The following is a 17571-nucleotide window of genomic DNA, read 5'->3' as shown; positions in this document are numbered from 1 at the left end:
ATCAGAAAGACTCAGCCCACAGCTCCCTCCAGTCGCAGGGAAAGCAACTTGTCTGCTTCTGCTGCGAATTCCATCGGCAGCTGGTTGTAAACATCCTGGCAGAAGCCGCTCACCATCATGGAGACTGCCTCCTCAAAGCCGATACCGCGGCTCTGCAGATAGAAGAGCTGATCCTCTGAGATTCGGCAGGTACTGGCTTCATGTTCCACCGAAGAATTCATTTGTTGGCAGTGGATATAAGGATAGGTATTGGCGCTTGCGTTGTCACCGATGAGCATCGAGTCGCACTGGCTGTAATTGCGTGCCCCTTTCGCTGACGGGTTGACATGAACCAGTCCGCGATAACTGTTACTCGATTTGCCCGCACTGATCCCTTTGCTGACAATGGTTGAACGTGTGTGTGGGCCGATATGAATCATTTTGGTGCCCGTATCTGCCTGTTGCAGATGATGCGTGAGAGCGACAGAATAAAATTCACCAACTGAATCTTCTCCGATCAAAACGCAACTGGGATATTTCCATGTGATCGCCGATCCTGTCTCCACCTGTGTCCAGCTGATGCAACTTCTGGCGCCGCGACACTGACCACGCTTGGTGACGAAGTTGTAGATGCCGCCGACGCCGTTTTCGTCGCCTGGGTACCAGTTCTGCACGGTGGAGTACTTGATGGACGCATCATCAAGAGCAATCAGCTCCACCACGGCAGCGTGCAACTGGTTGGTGTCGAACATGGGAGCTGTGCAGCCCTCTAGATAGCTGACGGAAGCACCTTCCTCCGCCACAATCAACGTGCGTTCGAACTGTCCAGCATCTCCGGAGTTGATCCGGAAATAGGAGGAAAGCTCCATCGGGCATTCCACTCCTTTGGGGATATAAACAAACGTGCCGTCGCTGAACACGGACGCGTTCAGAGCCGCAAAGAAATTATCGTTACTGGGAATAACAGTGCCGAGATATTTTTTTACAAGTTCAGGGTGCTCTTTTACCGCTTCGGCAAAGCCACAAAAAATTACCCCAAATTCTGCAAGCTTTTCTTTGAAGGTTGTTGCAATTGAAACGCTGTCAAACACAGCATCTACGGCAACATTGCCAAGTCGCTTCTGCTCACTTAAAGGGATACCCAGTCTGCTGAATGTATCGAGAAGCTCTGGATCTACCTCCTCAAGGCTGCGCTTTTTTTCCTTTGTCTTTGGTGCAGCGTAGTAAATGATGTCTTGATAGTCGATCTTCGGATAGCCAAGTTTTGCCCAGTTGGGTTCTTCTTGTTTTAGCCAGTGTTCATAGGCCTTCAGTCGAAATTCGAGCATGAACTCCGGCTCTTCCTTTTTTGCCGAGATCAGGCGAATGACATCTTCATCAATTCCTTTTGGAATCTTTTCTTCTTCAATCTCGGTGACGAATCCGTATTTGTAAGGTTGTTCGACCAGTTCTTCAGCAGAAGCTTCACCGGATGTGTCTTTCATGAAATAATACCTCGCCCAGTGCTCTTTGAGTGAGAATGATTGGATTTTTAATTAAGGAAGTGAATTCTCAGGTGATCATTAAAGAATGCAGGCGAATTATTTATTACTGTCAAGCTAATTAGAGCGATGCCGATAGTCAGTGCGCATCTGATACTGACCTGCGTATCATTAGAGTTTTTGGGTGGGGGGGGTGAGTAGATGCTGCAAGATAAGCTTTTGCGAAAATCGCAATGTACCTTTCAAGAATTAGCCCCCTGTTGCTCAAAAAAGGATCCAGGCGATTATCAAATTAAGGGGCTGGATAATCTTGGTGCATTTTGTTTTTTGTAGGCAAGTGCTGACTTTGCGAAATAGTTGTTGATGTATAAGGTCAACACAGATTGAATAGCTATGATTTATCATAATTAGTTATCCAATTTAATTTTGCCTTCGTACGTCCGCTTCAAGATGCGATTGTTAGCCAAAGTTGGCTTTTTGTGCGGGCTTACCTGCATGATGGCAGGTTGCCACAGCAAAAGTCCAGATCCTCAAGCCTTTCCAGTTGATGCGACGAGGATTAAAACAAGAAAATTTGCTGAGGTTATCCAAGCTCAGGGTACACTTGTTAACCCTGGATATATTGAACTTAGGCCACAAGTGAATGGCCTGATTACACAAGTACTCGTTAAAGAAGGTGATTCTGTTACTGTTGGCCAGGTCTTGGTTGTTTTAGACAATGCTGAGCAAATTGCGGAGTTGAAAACGGCACAGGCACAATTTAAAGAAGCTGATTTGCATGCCAAGCGTGTACGGTGGTTGTTTGAAAAGGGTGCAGAGTCAAAGGAGTCGGCTGAGGAGGCCAGCGTTGCTGCAATTGGTAAACAAAGTAATTTGGTAGCAAAACAAGAAGCACTTAATAAGAGGTCAATTCGATCACCGATTGATGGCATTATTGGAGATTTAACTGGAATCAATCCAGGCCTCTACCTAAAGCAGGGGGGCAACAGTTTTGTTGTTGTCAATAATAAAAATCTTTCAGTGGATCTTTCTGTGCCTGCGCTTCAAGCAAATAAGATCAAGCTAGGACAGCGAGTTGATATGGTTGATGAATCTAATAGCGGTGTGATTGGAGAAGGCCGAATTGCATTTATCCCTCCATATTTTGAGGCTGATACAAGGAACAACGATTTCCTGCCTTTAAACACTTTGAGAGTTAGAGCAGCATTTGTGAATGAAAGATCTGATCTGCGCCCTAATCAGTTAATTCGATCAAAAATTATTATTGGTAGCGACCAACATCCTGGCTTACCTGCTACGGCAGCATTGTTCAAAGCTCAACAACCCTATACCTATAAACTCGTCCCTGTTCGATCTTTTTTGAAGGAAAACAATGTTAATCTTCAGCAGAAAAAATCAATGATGAAATTGCCTTCAACTTCCTTGATTGCTGTTGAAACACCATTGAAATTAGGGTCTTTGCAAGACAATTATTTCTCTGTATTGTCAGGTTTAAAAGCCGGTGATTTAATTGCTGTCAGTGGTTCAGCAGTCCTTGCCAATGGCACTCCAGTATCAATCAAATCATCAAACTAAGTTTGATTTATAAATGTCTTTATCTGATCGCTTCATTTCAAGGCCGGTTCTCACCAGTGTTTGCAGTCTGGTGATTTTCATCATCGGATGGATTTCCCTTGACAGTTTGCCACTTGAGTACATGCCCAATATTGCTCAACCTCAAATTGTGGTTACAGCAAAGTATCCAGGTGGAAACGCTTCATTTGTCGAATTATCGGTTACAGAGCAATTAGAAGATATTTTGTCTGACACACCTGGTGTTGACTACATCAGATCGACTTCCAAAGCTGATTCCACATCGATCACATTACATCTCAAACCTGATACTTCGGCAGATACTGCATCTTTAGATGTTCAAAATCGTGTTCAACAGGCACAGTCAAGTCTACCAAAAATAACTCAAGAACAGGGAATTACTATCTCTCAAACCACAGATACGCGAATCAGTGGCTATCTGATTACATCAACCAAAGGTCAATACGATGCCGCTTATTTAAGTTCTCTAGTCAAAGATCAGTTGCAAAAACAACTCCAATTGATTTCTGGTGTCGGCAAACTAGTTGTTTATCCATCGAGGCCAATTTTTCAGATTTCAGTCGACCCAAACCTAGTGCGTTCCTATGGATTAAGTGTGGATGAGGTGAGTCAGAGCATCAAATCTCAGAATTATCCTTCTTCTGGAGGTTTTGTTGGTGCTTCTCAGGCTGGCGATACTGCTACGTATGACTACTCTGTGATGATTGAGAACAGCGGTTACATTCAATCCATACCCGAATTTGAGAACATTGTCATTAAACGGTTGAGTTCTGGCGCTGTTTTGCGTATCAAAGATATTGGATATGTTCAATATATAGCGAGTCCTGAATCGGTGATTAAATCTAGTAGCGGTCATCCAGGAGTCTACATTGAAGCTTCTCTCAGGTCAGGGAGTAATGCCGTGGATGTTGGTGAGCAGATTGAACAACGTATTAATGAGTTTAAAGTTAATGCTCCCCCTGGAATCAAGGTTGTTCAATTTAAGGATCGTAAGACATTTATCTTAGACTCTATTTCGAACGTGAAAGATGCTCTTGGATTGGCAATCTTACTTGTTATTCTTATTTTATTATTGTTCTTGCAAAACTGGCGAACTATTCTTATCCCTGGGTTAGCGATACCAATTTCTATTGTCGGAACCTTTGCATTTCTGAGGTTTTTTGGCTTTACTTTGAATTTTCTTACGATGACAGCCTTGGTCCTGGCCACGGGGCTTGTCGTCGATGATGCAATTCTGGTGGTCCAGTCAGTTACGGCCAATATGGAGAAAGGTATGACTTCTCGCGATGCGGCTTTTGCATCAATGAATGAGTTGTTCGGAGCGATTATATCTACTTCATTAGTGTTAATTGCATTGTTTCTTCCTGTCGCATTGACAAGTGGACCGATTGGAAATATTTATATTGAGTTCGCAATTACAATCATATTTTCTATCGCAATATCGACTTTTAATGCTCTGACATTTTCACCGACGATGTCAGCCTTGTTGTTGCGTCCGGGGCGAATGAAGTCAATGCCCGCATGGACTTCAGCATTTTTAGGTTCTCTTGTTGGGCTTCTGGTTGGCTATTTCACCAAGGCTATTTTTGGAACTATTATCTTGCCGATTAGTACTATACTATTTGCTTGTATTGGCCTGAAACTTGACACAGTATTCAGAACATTTAACAAATTTTACGCAAAAGTTGAGAATGCTTACCAGAAATTGTTAGATCAGTTTTTGAAAAGAAGAAGGTGGGTAAGTATTTCTTTGTTGCCTCTCGCTTTGTTGACAATTTATCTATTTAGGATCACCCCAACTGGTCTAATTCCGCAAGAAGACATGGGTAATTTGTTTGGTTTATTTTATCTTAATCCTGGGGCTTCGATTACTGCTGTTGAGCCTGTGAGCAATCAGGTTAGAAGCCTATTAAATGATCAAAACGAAGGCAATCAATCCGGCATTTCTGATTATGTGTTGATCGACCAAACTGATGGCTCTGCAATTTTATATGTCACCCTATTGCCTCTCGATCAGCGTCGCAAAATCACTCAAAAAATCGATAATATATCATCCAGTCTCATGACCAAGTTTGCCGGACTACCCACAAGAAATCCGCCTCCAGTGCTACAGGAGCCAATGATCACTGGTTTTGGCCAAGATTCTGCCTTGACCGTTTCGCTTACAGACGAAAGCAGTGGACGCTATTCAATTGATCAATTTTTTGATTTAACCAATCAATTCTCAGTCAAAGCTTCCCAACAGTCGTCAATTCAAAATATCTCAACACAGTTTTCTGCTAATAATCCATCGTATCAAATTAACATCGACCGATCATTGTTGGGATCTCTGAATCTTGAGTATGAGGATGTTCTGACGACAATCAGTACGCTTGCTGGTAGTGCACGTGTCGATCAGACTTCCTTAGAGGGTGGTCCGAAAGATATTGTTCTTATCAGTCAACCTAAAGAAAGAAGCACTATTGATCAATTGATGAACTATGGGATTAAATCATCCACGGGTGACTTTGTTTCTTTGAATGAGGTTGCCACTTATGAACTGGTGACAAGTCCGGGAACGATTGATCATTTTAACTTCCAACGCTCGATCGAGTATAGGGTTGTTGCTAGCCCAGGATATTCTACTGGACAGGTCATTAATGATGTAAAAGAGGTATTTGCTTCTCTTGATTTCAATGATATCGGCTATCAGTTCACCGGTTTAACCAGAGTTCAGAATGAATCCGGTTCTACAATCGTTTTTCTGTTCTTGATGGCTGCATTGACCGTGTTCCTGGTGTTGTCAGCCCAATATGAGAGCTACATAACTTCAATTGCTATCATGATTACAGTACCAATCGCTGTTTTAGGAAGCCTTTTATTTATTAGTCTCCGCTCTATGGATGTCAATATTTTTTCTCAAATTGGTCTCCTAATGCTGATAGGTCTTGCTGCTAAAAATTCAATTCTCGTTGTCGAAGCTGCAGACCAACGAGTCTCTAACGGAGTTGATACTGTTACCGCTGCTGCCCAGGCAGGAAAAGAAAGGCTTCAGCCTATCTTGATGACGTCTGTGGCATCCCTCGCAGGCTTTTTCCCACTTGTCGTTGCACAGAATGCCGGAGCCAATACTCAGCAGTCGATTGGTACTGTTGTCTTTGGCGGTTTGTTAATGGGTACAATTCTTTCATTGCTTTTTGTTCCGCCAGCTTATGTGTTGATTAAAAATTTAGAAAGCAGATTGTTTTCGCGTCATGTTAATGCTAATATTTCTTAAATGTATTTTTTTATTTACCAAATTGAATTGAATCCCTTTTCTAATTGTTTATCAATTTAATGATAAGCTCTTGATGACGCCTTCATTATGCATTCGTTTTGAATTATTGATGAAATGGTGTCAATCACGCTTCGCCTAATAAATATCTTTGAACGCACTTCCACACTTTGCACGTTGCTGATCAAGCTTGCGGCGCATTCGATCGGTGATCCCCAGTTCAGCTCCACGCCACATTCGATTCATTTCACGGGTGAAATGAGCAGCAACTTCGGGTGAGTGAATCACCAGCAGAGTTTCATCATTGGTGTGGGCAGCAGCGGGTGACCAGTTGAAGGATCCTGTGATCACAGTTTTGTTGTCGATCACGGCGAACTTGTGATGCAGCTTGTCGCCGCGGGCAAGGCGGGGGGTGCCGACGGTCTGCAATGGCTCTTTTAGAGGGCGGTTGTTGGATTCAATCCTGCATCGATGGTCAGGGATTTGCAGGCCTAGTAGATCGAGCACTTCTGAAAAGGATCTGTTCGCAAAGCCTGGATCTGCCAGCACTCGAATATTGGTACCAGCATTAACTTTTTCTGCAAGAACGTTGGTGAGTGTCTGTGCGGAAAACACAAACAGAGCCATGTCGATACTTCTCTTTGCTGCCGTCAGTTGCTCGCTGATCACATGTAATCCATGCTCTGGTTGTTGTTGTGCATGTGGAGCGAACAGCACGTCGACTGTGACGCCACTCACCTGAACGCTCTGCTGGCCAGTGCTGTGTTTGTCTCGTCCGAATTTGCTGTCCTGCCGTCCCCCGGGGCCATCGCCCCACATCCGATTGAATTCCTGCCGGAACAGCGCAGCCAGATCGGGGCTTCTGATGCTGAGTAGATGATTCACATTGCCGCGACTGCGTGAAGGCCCTACATCCCCATGCATTCCCGAACTGGTGAAGTTGGCACTACCTGTGATCACAAGAGACCTGTCAACCACCACAAACTTGTGATGCATCAGGCCACTGCCTCGGCTTCCGTCTGCGGTGTCATCAATCATTGCCACTCCGTTTTGCATCAGCAGCGCAATCGCATCTCCCGCCAGCCGTTCGTCGGGAGTGAGACGTTCGTCGCGATTGGTATCCGCCAGCTGTTGCAGTTGGCTCTGTCGTTGCCTGGCGCGGGGCGTGAGATCGCTTGGGTGTTGCCAGGACCAGGGGCTGCTGTAATTGTTCTCCAGCACTACACGAACGTTCACGCCACGCCTCTTGGCCCTGATCAGGGCTCGTGAAATCTCTGGGAGAGTGAGTTCCTGAACGGCGATCAGCACTTCCTCTTTTGCCGCGTTGATAGCTTTGATCAACTGCTTTTCCAGGTTGTCGCCGTTTCGCCAGTCGCCGTTCAGGGGATGGCGATAGCGAACCGCATCTCGATGATTGAAGTGAAGCTGAAAGTTCTGCGGCAACGGCAGCTCAGGTTCACTCGCTCCAACGACCTGGCCGGCCTGGCTGCAGCCCATCGCAAGGGTGATGATCAGAGGCGTTAAGGCCAGTGTTCGCAATCTTTTGAGCAGCCTGTACTGCACGTGCTGGATTGCGGTTGCAGTCAGAATTCCCCTCTGGTGATCAGGGCTTCAGTCAGTGGGGCATTTCAGAGGTTTTCAGCATCCCGACAAACCAGAGGCTGCTGAGGACGAGTGCCAGGCCAACACCTGCACCGATCCCGACTTTTGCCATCGTCAGAGGCACAAGAACCGGGAATGCCACCGCCCCTGCTATTGGGGTGATGGCCACAATCCAGCGCAGGGCTTTTCGGTTCACTCCCACAGGATCAGAACCACTCGGCTTTGGATTCGCTGGCAGGATTGCTGTTGTCCTCGGGTGTGGTGCGCTCGAAGTTGAGGGTGATGTTGCGTTTCTGCTCACCGTCAACCGCGGTTGCTTCAATCGCATATACCTGTTCCCCGTCGCGGAAGGGAACCTGAATCCGGAAGGTTCCGTCGCTGGACAGAGGAACTTCTTCTCCACCGATCGTGAGACGGGCTGAGGGGTCAGTGGCGCCATAAACAATTAGTTCGGCATCAGCCACCAGCCAGAAGGTGCGCTGGCGAGGGGCGACACCACCGAGACCGGACTCATTGAGTCCACTGGCCCATAAGCCGGCTCCGGAATCACTCAGTCCACGCTGATCGCCGGCAAGGGAGTCCTGTTCATGCAGCACCTCGGAGCCGACGCGGCGACTTCTGAAGTGGGTGGTGGCACTTTGGTAGAGGCGCTCATGCAGTCCACTGTCGCTGGGCTCGAAGGTCGGGGTGCTGACAGGAGCTGGAGAGGGCGCGGCTGTTTCGAGGCTGAATGGTACGAACTGGTCGAGAATCTGATCGCTGGGGTGAAGTGCGGGCACTCTGGCCACGGATGAAAAGGCAAGAGAGATCCACTGATTTCCAGAGCGGAAGCCGAGTTCCACGCGGTAGTCGCGATCACAGAGTGGAACCGGCAAATACCACTCTGTGCTGTGGCTGTCGACGGGAACTTCCTGCAGGGTGTGGGGATGAGCGGAGCCATCCTGAAGGCCTGTCACATCCGCCAGTCGCAGATTCAGATGTGCTGCACCTTCACTCTGCGCGCGGCGACGGTCTCTGTCTGAGATCTCCCAGAACACATAGGCCCATTGTGGATCCCGGGGCAGGAACACCACACGGGTCACGGATTGCGGGCGTGATGGTGGGTTCAACTCGGCTTCAATTGCACGCAGATCGCCTCCACGGCGCTCCTGCTTTTCAGCGATGGCGGAAACCAGGTCTTCCTTGCTTTTGCGGCTGTAGAGCGTGACGCCGAGATCACTGGCCATCTGACGCAGCTGACGCAAGGTCATGCGGGCGAGGGATGTGATGGCTTGCGTCACGGTCGGGCTACCGGGTTTCTTTGGGATCAGTTTGCTGGAAAGTCCCTCTTTTCAGGGAGCTCAATCGCCCGTGGTCAGCATCTTCTGACTGCATGAGCTGTCCTGAGCGCGTGAGCGTCTGCACTGGCAACGCACACCAAAAAGCGGAGCCCCACAGGAGGCTCCGCTTGTAAGTCCTCTGCCGGAGAGTAGATCAGCGGCCGATGCTGCGGTAGGGAACTTTCGACAGGTAATCCATGTCGAGGTTGCCTTCGGGAGATGCCGAGCCAGCTGCAGCGATGCCCCGCACCCAGGGCAGATAATCCTCGCTGAAACCGCCGCGGGAACGATTGGCCCTTGCCGGCAGGCGCTTGGCCTTGCCGGTGTAGATGATCTTGGGGAAGCCAAAGATTCCTCGGTAGTACTCGTCGTACCGAGGCGTGGTGATGTTGAAGGGGGTCTCACCGAGTTCTCTGCCAGGCAGCACGCGGTTGCGTTGGTAGGGAACACTGTCGTAACCAAAGGCCTGGAGATATTCGTCGCTGTCCAGAAGGGCATCCACCATGCCTTCCACACCCTTGGTGGCGATCACGATTGACCAGGAAATTTCCTCGGACTTTCCGTGCGTTTTGCGTCCGAGGATTTTCTGAACGAGGTGGCGCACCACCCTGTAGTTCGAGTTGAAACCGTAAAAAGTCCGCTTGAAGGTATCGGAGAGACACAAGCCGCGGATGAAATCGCGAACGGTGATCTGACCATCTCTGAGCTGTGATTCGAGGAACGTCTCCCGGTCGCTCTTGAAGGCGTGAAAGAAGATCTGGCGGTATGCCGATTCGATCACCGTGTTGATGTTGTCAGCATCCATCGAGATGTCCATCTGGAGGGACCGCTCGTTCTCATCAGAGGAAACGCGGATTGCTGCAACGCGGTTGTTCTGCGTGGTCGGTGCGTACTGAAGAAGAGGTAGAGCCACTCGAATCGGAACACACTGGCTGGATCGTATAAGTGCAAGACATCCCACTTCCGAGCAGCCCTCGGCCTACTCACAGTCCGTAACAGAGGTCACTCACCAACCGAAGGGTGATACGAGCGCTGTCATCCCCTCGCCGCCTGTGGTTGAGCTGTCACTTTTGAGTCTGGTTTCCACGCAGAAGGATGCGTTGTTGGAGAGGCCCTCAACGGTGCTGGAGCGAACGCGCACATCCGGACCGGAGAAGCTGAAGCGCTCCCAGACGGTCATCATTTCGTAGCTCGTGCAGAGAACCAGTCCATCTCTGTCGTCCATGCTGAAGGTGGATGTTGCAGGCGCTTTCTCCGCATAGCCCTGATCTCTGAGCATGGTTCCGGAGCGTGCGGATTCACCATCTCCGATCAAGGCGAAGCAGGTTTCACCGTCATGGGCATCGCCATCGCGGTCCCAGGCCATCGATGCGCTCCAGCGCACGTAGCTGCCTCCGATGATCAGGCCAGGATCCTGATCATGCTGTCGGGCCATGGTCAGCAGACGTTCATCATTCAGTTCGAGGTCCTCGACGACGATGAGCGAACCACCTGCCTCACTGCGGCGATGCAGCAGGTGATGCACGCTGCGCTGGGAACGCCAGGTCCCGCAGCTCAGACGGAAGAATGTCGGCGCATCAACTATGTCCAGTGTCATCGGCTGTGGACGATCTTTTTGGATGATCGCAGGGTGGATGACGGTTCGTGATCGGTCTTGTTGGCAAGGACGCTTCTCAGCCCGAGTCCGACAGGCGATCACGGCTGTTGGTTTCAGCCTGGTCGATCAGATCGTTCAGCTCAAGCTCAAGTGGCGTGCGGTTCAGCTTCCTGGCGATTTCCTCCAGCTGCCCGGCAATCACGGTGAACTGCATCATCAGCTGTTCGCTGAATTCAGTGTCATCAGCGAGCTGGGGCTGGTGGTCGCACCAGTCCTGCCAGCGATCCCGACTCGGCAGAGGCCCTTGCCGAGTCGGCATGGCGATCTGCTGAAACGTCACCAGGCAGTGGGCCTGCAGTCGCAGAAGATGGCGGTCAACCACTGGAAGAAGAGTGGCCTCGATGCGTTCGATCTGCTGTCGGTCCAAGGGGCCTGTGACCGGCGATGGATCCATGCTCACGGACTGATTCCCGAATGGAAATCCTCGAAATGGCTGGAAGAGGTTCTTGAAGGGCTGATCCGAAACCCGCAGGAATGTCCGGATTCCAGCCTCCAGTGCACCCGTTCCACCTGACAGTCGGGGAATGTCAACCTGATCAGTCGCAGTTCCTGATCGCAGACAGCGGGAAATTCCTCAGCGATCCTCTGCACGGAACAGTGGAATTCGTTGACGCACCAGCCACATCCATTTTCAGCCGGAACCATTTCACTGACATAACCCTCCTGGCTGCGCAGGCTCACAAGTCTGCTGATGCGCTGTTCGAGCGGACCATCTCCCAGCTGGTGTCTGTAATGGCGAGCCTTGTCTTGGGCCTGCTGGTCGAGCAGCGTGGCCAGAGTTTCCGGCGGCAGGCTGGCAGCCATCGACTCCAGCAGGTTCAGCGCAAAGGTGTCGCTGCCATCTGGGAAATGCTGATGCCCCTGCTGGGTAAGCCTCCATTGATTGGAAGGTCTGCCTGGCCCCGCAGCGATCGGGCTCGCTTCCACCAGGCCTTCCTCTTCCAGCGTGCGCAAATGACGGCGCATCGCCTGGACCGAAATTCCCAGTTCCTCCGCCAGAGCAGCAGCACTGATCTCACCCTGCCGCAGCAAAAGGGTGAGCGTCGCTTCACGAGTGGGAGCCTGAGCTGACGCGCCCATGGGATCGGGACGATGGTCTCACCATGCCACGGGATTGGCACAACTGACTTTTCCTGAACTCTGCATGGGGCGGGAATGCTCGCGAAAATGGGGACGTCGGTTGAACGTTCTCTGGTCGCTTGTTGGCCTGTTACTCAGAAGCTGATCGAGGCCAGCCGCCCTTCTGTTTGAGTCGTTGGTTTGCATGAATTGATGCCAATCAAGGCAATGACTGGATTGTTGCCGGTATCACCTGCTCCCTGGCATGTCTCTGCTCGCTGCGCTGGTCATGGCTGAAGCCGATCAGTGTTGATGACTGTGGCGTGGTGGATGTGTGGCAGTTCCGCGACGCTTGGCTTTTCCAGCTAAAACCGGCGTCCGTCACAATGGTCACATGGTCGGGTGATGGATCCGTGCTTTAGGCTCCAAATACGAAACGATTTTGTTTCGTATCTCCCTGGCTTCGACCTTCTTGCAAACGTTCGCCGCCATGACCAACGCCCTTGCCGGCAGTCGAGAACCGACCTCGGAGAGTCCTGAAGTCATTGTCAAGTTCGCAGAGGTCCACGCAAGGTGCACCGGACCCTTTTTTTGCAGCGACAACGTAGTCATGGCTGTTGTTTTGAATGGTCTTGCCCGACACTGTGATGATTTTGGTGGAGCTCTTGGCCCATGTCGCCATTACGAAGACAAGTTGGCTGAAGTGCCCCATGCTTTCCGGAACTTGCCCGTGCGCGAGCGCAAGCAATGCCACAGCATGCTGTTTTTGACTGAAGCCAGTCCCATCCGTGGGGACCATCGAACCATCATCACGGAAACGTTTCACGCTTCGGCAGGTCGAGCGCTATGACCTCCACTTCCACGCAGGATCTCGTCAGCCAGCCGTACAAATACGGCTTCGTCACGGATATTGAGACTGAAAAGATCTCCAAGGGTCTCAGTGAGGAGATCGTGCGACTGATCTCCAGCAAGAAAGAGGAGCCTGACTTTCTTCTCAAGTTCCGGCTCAAGGCTTATCGGCACTGGCTCACCATGGAAGAGCCCGACTGGGCTGAGCTGGGCTACGACCCGATCGATTACCAGGACATCGTTTATTACGCAGCTCCCAAACAGCAGGTCAAAAAGAGTTCACTCGATGAGGTAGATCCCAAACTGCTCGAGACCTTTGACAAGCTCGGTATTCCTCTGAGCGAGCAGAAGCGTTTGAGCAACGTGGCCGTTGACGCTGTATTTGACAGCGTTTCAATAGCTACCACGTACAAGGAAAAGCTGGCCGAGCACGGCGTTGTGTTCTGCTCCTTCAGCGAAGCTGTCAAAGAGCACCCCGAGCTGATTGAGCGCTATCTCGGTTCTGTGATCCCAAGCAACGACAACTATTTCGCAGCACTCAACTCGGCTGTTTTCAGTGACGGATCCTTTGTGTTCATTCCCAAAGGAGTGGAATGTCCGATGGAGCTCTCCACTTACTTCCGGATCAACTCCGGTGACACCGGTCAGTTTGAGCGAACGTTGATTGTGGCGGAGGAAGGTGCTTCCGTCAGCTATCTAGAGGGCTGCACCGCGCCGATGTTCGACACCAACCAGTTACATGCTGCAGTGGTCGAACTGGTGACCCTCGATGACGCCTCCATTAAGTACTCCACCGTGCAGAACTGGTACGCAGGTGATGAGGACGGCGTCGGCGGCATCTACAACTTCGTCACCAAGCGCGGTCAGTGTCGCGGCGCGCGCAGCCGCATCAGCTGGACCCAGGTGGAGACCGGTTCGGCGTTGACCTGGAAATATCCCAGTTGCCTGTTGCAGGGAGCCGATTCTGTCGGCGAGTTCTACTCCGTGGCGCTCACCAACAATCGCCAGCAGGCCGACACAGGAACAAAGATGGTTCACATCGGTGCCCGCACCCGTTCCACGATCGTCAGCAAGGGAATCAGCGCAGGTCACTCCAGCAACAGTTATCGCGGACTGGTTCAGATCGGACCAGCGGCCAAGGGAGCGCGTAACTACAGCCAGTGCGACTCGATGCTGATCGGTGACCAGGCGGCTGCGAACACGTATCCCTACATCCGCTCACAGCAGCCGGAATCCGCTATCGAGCATGAGGCGAGCACCTGCCGAATCTCGGAAGATCAGCTCTTCTATCTGCAGAGCCGCGGTATCGGCTTTGAGGAGGCGGTCTCCATGATGGTGAGCGGCTTCTGCCGCGATGTGTTCAACCAGCTGCCGATGGAGTTTGCCGCCGAAGCAGACAAGCTGCTTGCTCTGAAGCTTGAGGGGTCGGTGGGCTGAACTCGCCTCTCCCACTCAAGTACTGATGATCATCTGACCCTCCCTTCTCGATTGTGATTCGCCCCGACGCCGAGCTGCTTCTCGACATCAAAGATCTGCATGCCTCTGTTGAGGATCAGCCCATCCTCAAAGGCGTCAATCTCCAGATCAGAGCCGGTGAAATTCACGCGATCATGGGCCGCAACGGCAGCGGCAAGAGCACCCTCTCGAAGGTTCTTGCCGGACATCCCGCCTATGAGGTCACCGGCGGCAGCGTTTGTTATCGCGGCGAAGACCTGTTCGAACTGGAAGCCGAGGAGCGTGCACGTTTCGGTGTGTTCCTCAGCTTCCAGTACCCGGTCGAGATCCCCGGTGTCAGCAATCTGGAGTTTCTGCGCGTCTCCACCAATGCGCGGCGTGAGAAGCAGGGCCAGGAGGAGCTCGACACCTTTGATTTCGAAGACCACGTTCGCGAGAAGCTCAAGGTGGTGCAGATGGATCCGGCCTTCCTCGAGCGCAGCGTCAATCAGGGCTTCTCCGGTGGTGAGAAGAAGCGCAATGAAATTCTGCAGATGGCATTGCTGGAGCCGGTGGTGGCCATCCTCGATGAAACCGATTCCGGTCTGGACATCGATGCCTTGCGCATCGTGGCCGGCGGCGTCAATCAGCTCTCCGGTCCGCAGAACGCCACGATCCTGATCACGCACTACCAGCGACTGCTTGATGAGATCACTCCGGATTACGTGCACGTGATGGCTGCAGGACGCATCCTGCGCACCGGCGGGCGTGATCTGGCGGTCGAGCTGGAGAAAACCGGCTACGACTGGGTTGATAAGCAGCTCGCCGCCGAGGGAGTGGCCTGATCATGGTGAGCAGTGTGCTGGCACCGGTGCAGCAGAGAGGACGCGAAGCCCTCCAGCGCCTGGGACTGCCCACCCACAGACAGGAAGCCTGGAGGCTCACCGATCTCAAACGACTTGGGGCGATGGCTGCGCTCCCTCTGGTCAGAGAGGCCCTCGACCCCATCGTGCCTGAGGTGGCTGAAGGTGTGACCAGAATCGTGCTGGGTGGGCAGCAGGACCCTCTTGAGGGAATTCGTCTTCCACAAGGCGTGACAGCACTCACCGAGGCCGAGCTGGACCAGCACCTCGGACAGTCTCTGGATCATTGCGGTTGCTCTCAGGCCTGGCCTGTCGAACTCAATCAGGCCCACAGTCAGCAGCTGCTGGCGCTGCGCGTTCGTGGCAGAGCGACGCCTCTGGAACTGGTGTTGCCCACCGGTGTTGGTCTCACCGCCACAAGGGTGCTGTTGCTGCTGGAGTCGGATGCCGACCTCGAGCTGTTGCAGGTTTTTCCCGCCGAGTGTTCTTCACCTGATGAACAACGCGCTCACAGTCACGTGCTGGAGGCGCATCTCGGGCAAGGCGCCAGGTTGCGTCACGGCGTGCTTGCCAGTGGTTCCGCAGATGCATCGTTGATGGTGCATCTGGCCATTGAGCAGGAGCCAGACAGTCACTACGGGCTGACGAGTGTTTGCCGAGGCTGGCGTTTCGGGCGTCTCGAGCCGCGTGTGTTGCAACGGGATGGGCAGGCCACCACAGGCATTCATGGCCTCTCGATGACAACGGCTGACGAGCAATTCGCGACCCACAGCAGCATGCGTTTCGGCGGGCCAGAGGGCGAGCTTGATCAGCTGCAGAAAGCCGTTGCGGCAGATCGTTCCCACAACATTTTCAATGGTGCGATTCAGGTGCCCAGGCCGGCGCAGCGAACGGATGCAGCTCAGCTCAGTCGCAGTCTGTTGCTTTCGCGCCGCGCGCGTGTGGACGCCAAGCCTGAGCTGGAAATCATTGCTGACGATGTGAAGTGTGCTCACGGGGCCACCGTCAGCCAGCTGCAGGAAGACGAACTCTTTTATCTGCGCAGTCGCGGAATTGACGCCAACGAAGCGGCTGCACTGCTACTTAGGGGTTTCTGCTGCGAAGTGGTGGATCGTCTGCCAGCAGCGGCCGAATCCTGGATGGCTTCCGGAGCGATCGCTGACCCTTCTCGACCTCTATGACCACACTTTCACCTGAAACAGGCGTTTCTCTAGCGGAACGGACCCGTTCGGATTTTCCGATTCTGGAACAGCGAACGTCTGAAGACAGTCCCCTGATCTATCTCGATCATGCCGCGACCAGTCAGAAGCCTCAGGTGGTGCTGGACGCCCTGAAGGCCTACTACTTCTGTGACAACGCCAACGTTCATCGAGGTGCGCATCAGCTCAGTGCCAGGGCCACCGAGGCTTTTGAAGCTGCCCGATCTCTCACCGCCTCCTTTGTGGGTGCGGCCGGTCCTCAGGAGATCGTCTTCACCCGCAATGCCACCGAGGGCATCAATCTGGTCGCCCGCAGCTGGGGAGACGCCAATCTGCGTGAAGGTGATGAGATTCTGCTAACGCTGATGGAGCACCACAGCAATCTGGTGCCCTGGCAGTTGTTGTCGCAGAGAACCGGCTGCGTCCTGCGTTATGTGGGCATCACCGAGACAGGTGAGCTCGATCTCGATGATTTCCATTCCAAGCTGAGCGACCGCACCCGGTTGGTCAGCCTCGTGCATATCAGCAACACCCTGGGTTGTCACAATCCTCTCGAGCGGGTCATTCCCGCGGCTCATTCAGCCGGTGCCCTGGTGCTTGTGGATGCCTGTCAGAGCCTTGCCCATCACCCAATGTCGGTCACGACTCTGGATGCTGATTTCCTTGTGGGCTCCTCCCACAAGCTCTGTGGTCCCACAGGCATGGGATTCCTCTGGGCCAGGGAGGCCCTGCTGGAATCGATGCCGCCCTTTCTCGGCGGTGGGGAAATGATTCAGGACGTTTATCTGGATCACAGCACCTGGGCCAACCTTCCCAACAAATTCGAGGCCGGAACGCCCGCCATCGGCGAGGCCGTTGGGATGGGCGCAGCACTCACCTATCTCCAGCAGATCGGGCTTGAGAACATCGCCGCCTGGGAAGCTGAACTCACCGTGCATCTGTTCCATCGGCTTCAGATGATTGACGGTCTGAGAATTCTCGGACCCACGCCTCAGCAACAACCTGGTCGGGCGGCTCTTGCCACGTTCCTGGTGGATGGAATTCATGCCAATGACATCGCCGCCATGCTCGATCTGGCCGGAATCTGCATCCGCAGTGGTCATCATTGCTGCCAGCCTCTGCATCGCCATTACCAGGTCACAGGTTCAGCCCGAGCCAGCCTCAGCTTCATCACAACCCCGGCGGAGATTGATCGTTTCGCCGATGAGCTTCAGGGCGTGATCAGTTTCTTCCGCGACAACTCCTGAGACCTGTTCATGGTTTCCTGGCTGAAGGTGTTGCCT

Annotated in this window: 15 protein-coding genes; 7 read left to right on the top strand and 8 right to left on the bottom strand. The window is 52.3% G+C overall.

The genetic code is table 11. The features are described 5' to 3' along the window. Positions 1-11: 11 nt before the first annotated feature. Complete coding sequence (gene sufB / locus SIB56_RS09580) at positions 12-1463, bottom strand: Fe-S cluster assembly protein SufB (RefSeq protein ID WP_413323721.1); 1452 nt, start codon at positions 1461-1463, stop codon at positions 12-14. A gap of 447 nt (positions 1464-1910) precedes the next feature. On the opposite strand from sufB (SIB56_RS09580), the gene SIB56_RS09575 reads away from it, so the two are divergent. Both SIB56_RS09575 and SIB56_RS09570 read left to right on the top strand, forming a co-directional pair. Then, positions 1911-3035, top strand: a complete 1125-nt coding sequence (locus SIB56_RS09575) for an efflux RND transporter periplasmic adaptor subunit (protein WP_413323720.1) — start codon at positions 1911-1913, stop codon at positions 3033-3035. Between the two features lie 13 nt (positions 3036-3048). Next, the gene (locus SIB56_RS09570; protein WP_413323719.1) at positions 3049-6309 is read left to right on the top strand and encodes an efflux RND transporter permease subunit; all 3261 of its coding nucleotides are present in this window, start codon (positions 3049-3051) and stop codon (positions 6307-6309) included. A 135-nt stretch (positions 6310-6444) separates the two neighbouring features. Here the strand turns inward: SIB56_RS09570 and SIB56_RS09565 are convergent, their stop codons facing one another. The 7 genes from SIB56_RS09565 to sufR form a co-directional block, all read right to left on the bottom strand. Continuing rightward, positions 6445-7803, bottom strand: coding sequence for a phospholipase D-like domain-containing protein (locus SIB56_RS09565; protein ID WP_413327284.1), 1359 nt, complete (start codon positions 7801-7803; stop codon positions 6445-6447). Between the two features lie 118 nt (positions 7804-7921). Beyond that, positions 7922-8104, bottom strand: coding sequence for a hypothetical protein (locus SIB56_RS09560; protein WP_413323718.1), 183 nt, complete (start codon positions 8102-8104; stop codon positions 7922-7924). A 10-nt stretch (positions 8105-8114) separates the two neighbouring features. Then, positions 8115-9188, bottom strand: coding sequence for a DUF4912 domain-containing protein (locus SIB56_RS09555; RefSeq protein ID WP_413323717.1), 1074 nt, complete (start codon positions 9186-9188; stop codon positions 8115-8117). A 193-nt stretch (positions 9189-9381) separates the two neighbouring features. Beyond that, the gene (locus SIB56_RS09550; RefSeq protein WP_413323716.1) at positions 9382-10140 is read right to left on the bottom strand and encodes a phycobilisome rod-core linker polypeptide; all 759 of its coding nucleotides are present in this window, start codon (positions 10138-10140) and stop codon (positions 9382-9384) included. 93 nt (positions 10141-10233) lie between these two features. Beyond that, positions 10234-10824, bottom strand: a complete 591-nt coding sequence (locus tag SIB56_RS09545) for a phycobiliprotein lyase (RefSeq protein WP_413323715.1) — start codon at positions 10822-10824, stop codon at positions 10234-10236. Between the two features lie 76 nt (positions 10825-10900). Next, positions 10901-11278 carry a hypothetical protein gene (locus tag SIB56_RS09540; protein ID WP_413327282.1) on the bottom strand — a complete coding sequence of 126 codons (378 nt, stop codon included), beginning with the start codon at positions 11276-11278 and terminating at the stop codon, positions 10901-10903. A 2-nt stretch (positions 11279-11280) separates the two neighbouring features. Continuing rightward, positions 11281-11964, bottom strand: coding sequence for an iron-sulfur cluster biosynthesis transcriptional regulator SufR (gene sufR, locus SIB56_RS09535; protein WP_413323714.1), 684 nt, complete (start codon positions 11962-11964; stop codon positions 11281-11283). A 469-nt stretch (positions 11965-12433) separates the two neighbouring features. Between sufR and SIB56_RS09530 the strand changes: the two genes are divergently transcribed. The 5 genes from SIB56_RS09530 to SIB56_RS09510 are packed head-to-tail and all read left to right on the top strand — an operon-like array spanning position 12434 to position 17535. Next, positions 12434-12793 (top strand): ferredoxin-thioredoxin reductase catalytic domain-containing protein, encoded by a 360-nt coding sequence (locus tag SIB56_RS09530; RefSeq protein WP_413323713.1) that lies wholly within the window; start codon positions 12434-12436, stop codon positions 12791-12793. After that, positions 12790-14229: a Fe-S cluster assembly protein SufB gene (gene sufB, locus SIB56_RS09525; RefSeq protein ID WP_413323712.1), complete on the top strand. Its 1440-nt coding sequence runs from the start codon at positions 12790-12792 to the stop codon at positions 14227-14229. Before SIB56_RS09530 ends, sufB (SIB56_RS09525) begins: the two co-directional genes overlap by 4 nt. Positions 14230-14282: 53 nt before the next feature. Continuing rightward, positions 14283-15071, top strand: a complete 789-nt coding sequence (gene sufC / locus SIB56_RS09520; protein ID WP_413323711.1) for a Fe-S cluster assembly ATPase SufC — start codon at positions 14283-14285, stop codon at positions 15069-15071. A gap of 2 nt (positions 15072-15073) precedes the next feature. Beyond that, positions 15074-16270: a SufB/SufD family protein gene (locus SIB56_RS09515; protein WP_413323710.1), complete on the top strand. Its 1197-nt coding sequence runs from the start codon at positions 15074-15076 to the stop codon at positions 16268-16270. After that, a complete protein-coding gene (locus SIB56_RS09510) occupies positions 16267-17535 on the top strand; it encodes a SufS family cysteine desulfurase (RefSeq protein WP_413323709.1) in 1269 nt (422 codons plus the stop codon). Before SIB56_RS09515 ends, SIB56_RS09510 begins: the two co-directional genes overlap by 4 nt. The last annotated feature ends 36 nt before the right edge of the window (positions 17536-17571 follow it).

This window comes from Synechococcus sp. MIT S9503 (genome assembly GCF_047304175.1).
Lineage (GTDB): Bacteria > Cyanobacteriota > Cyanobacteriia > PCC-6307 > Cyanobiaceae > Synechococcus_C.
This window is presented reverse-complemented; position numbering and strand designations above follow the sequence as displayed.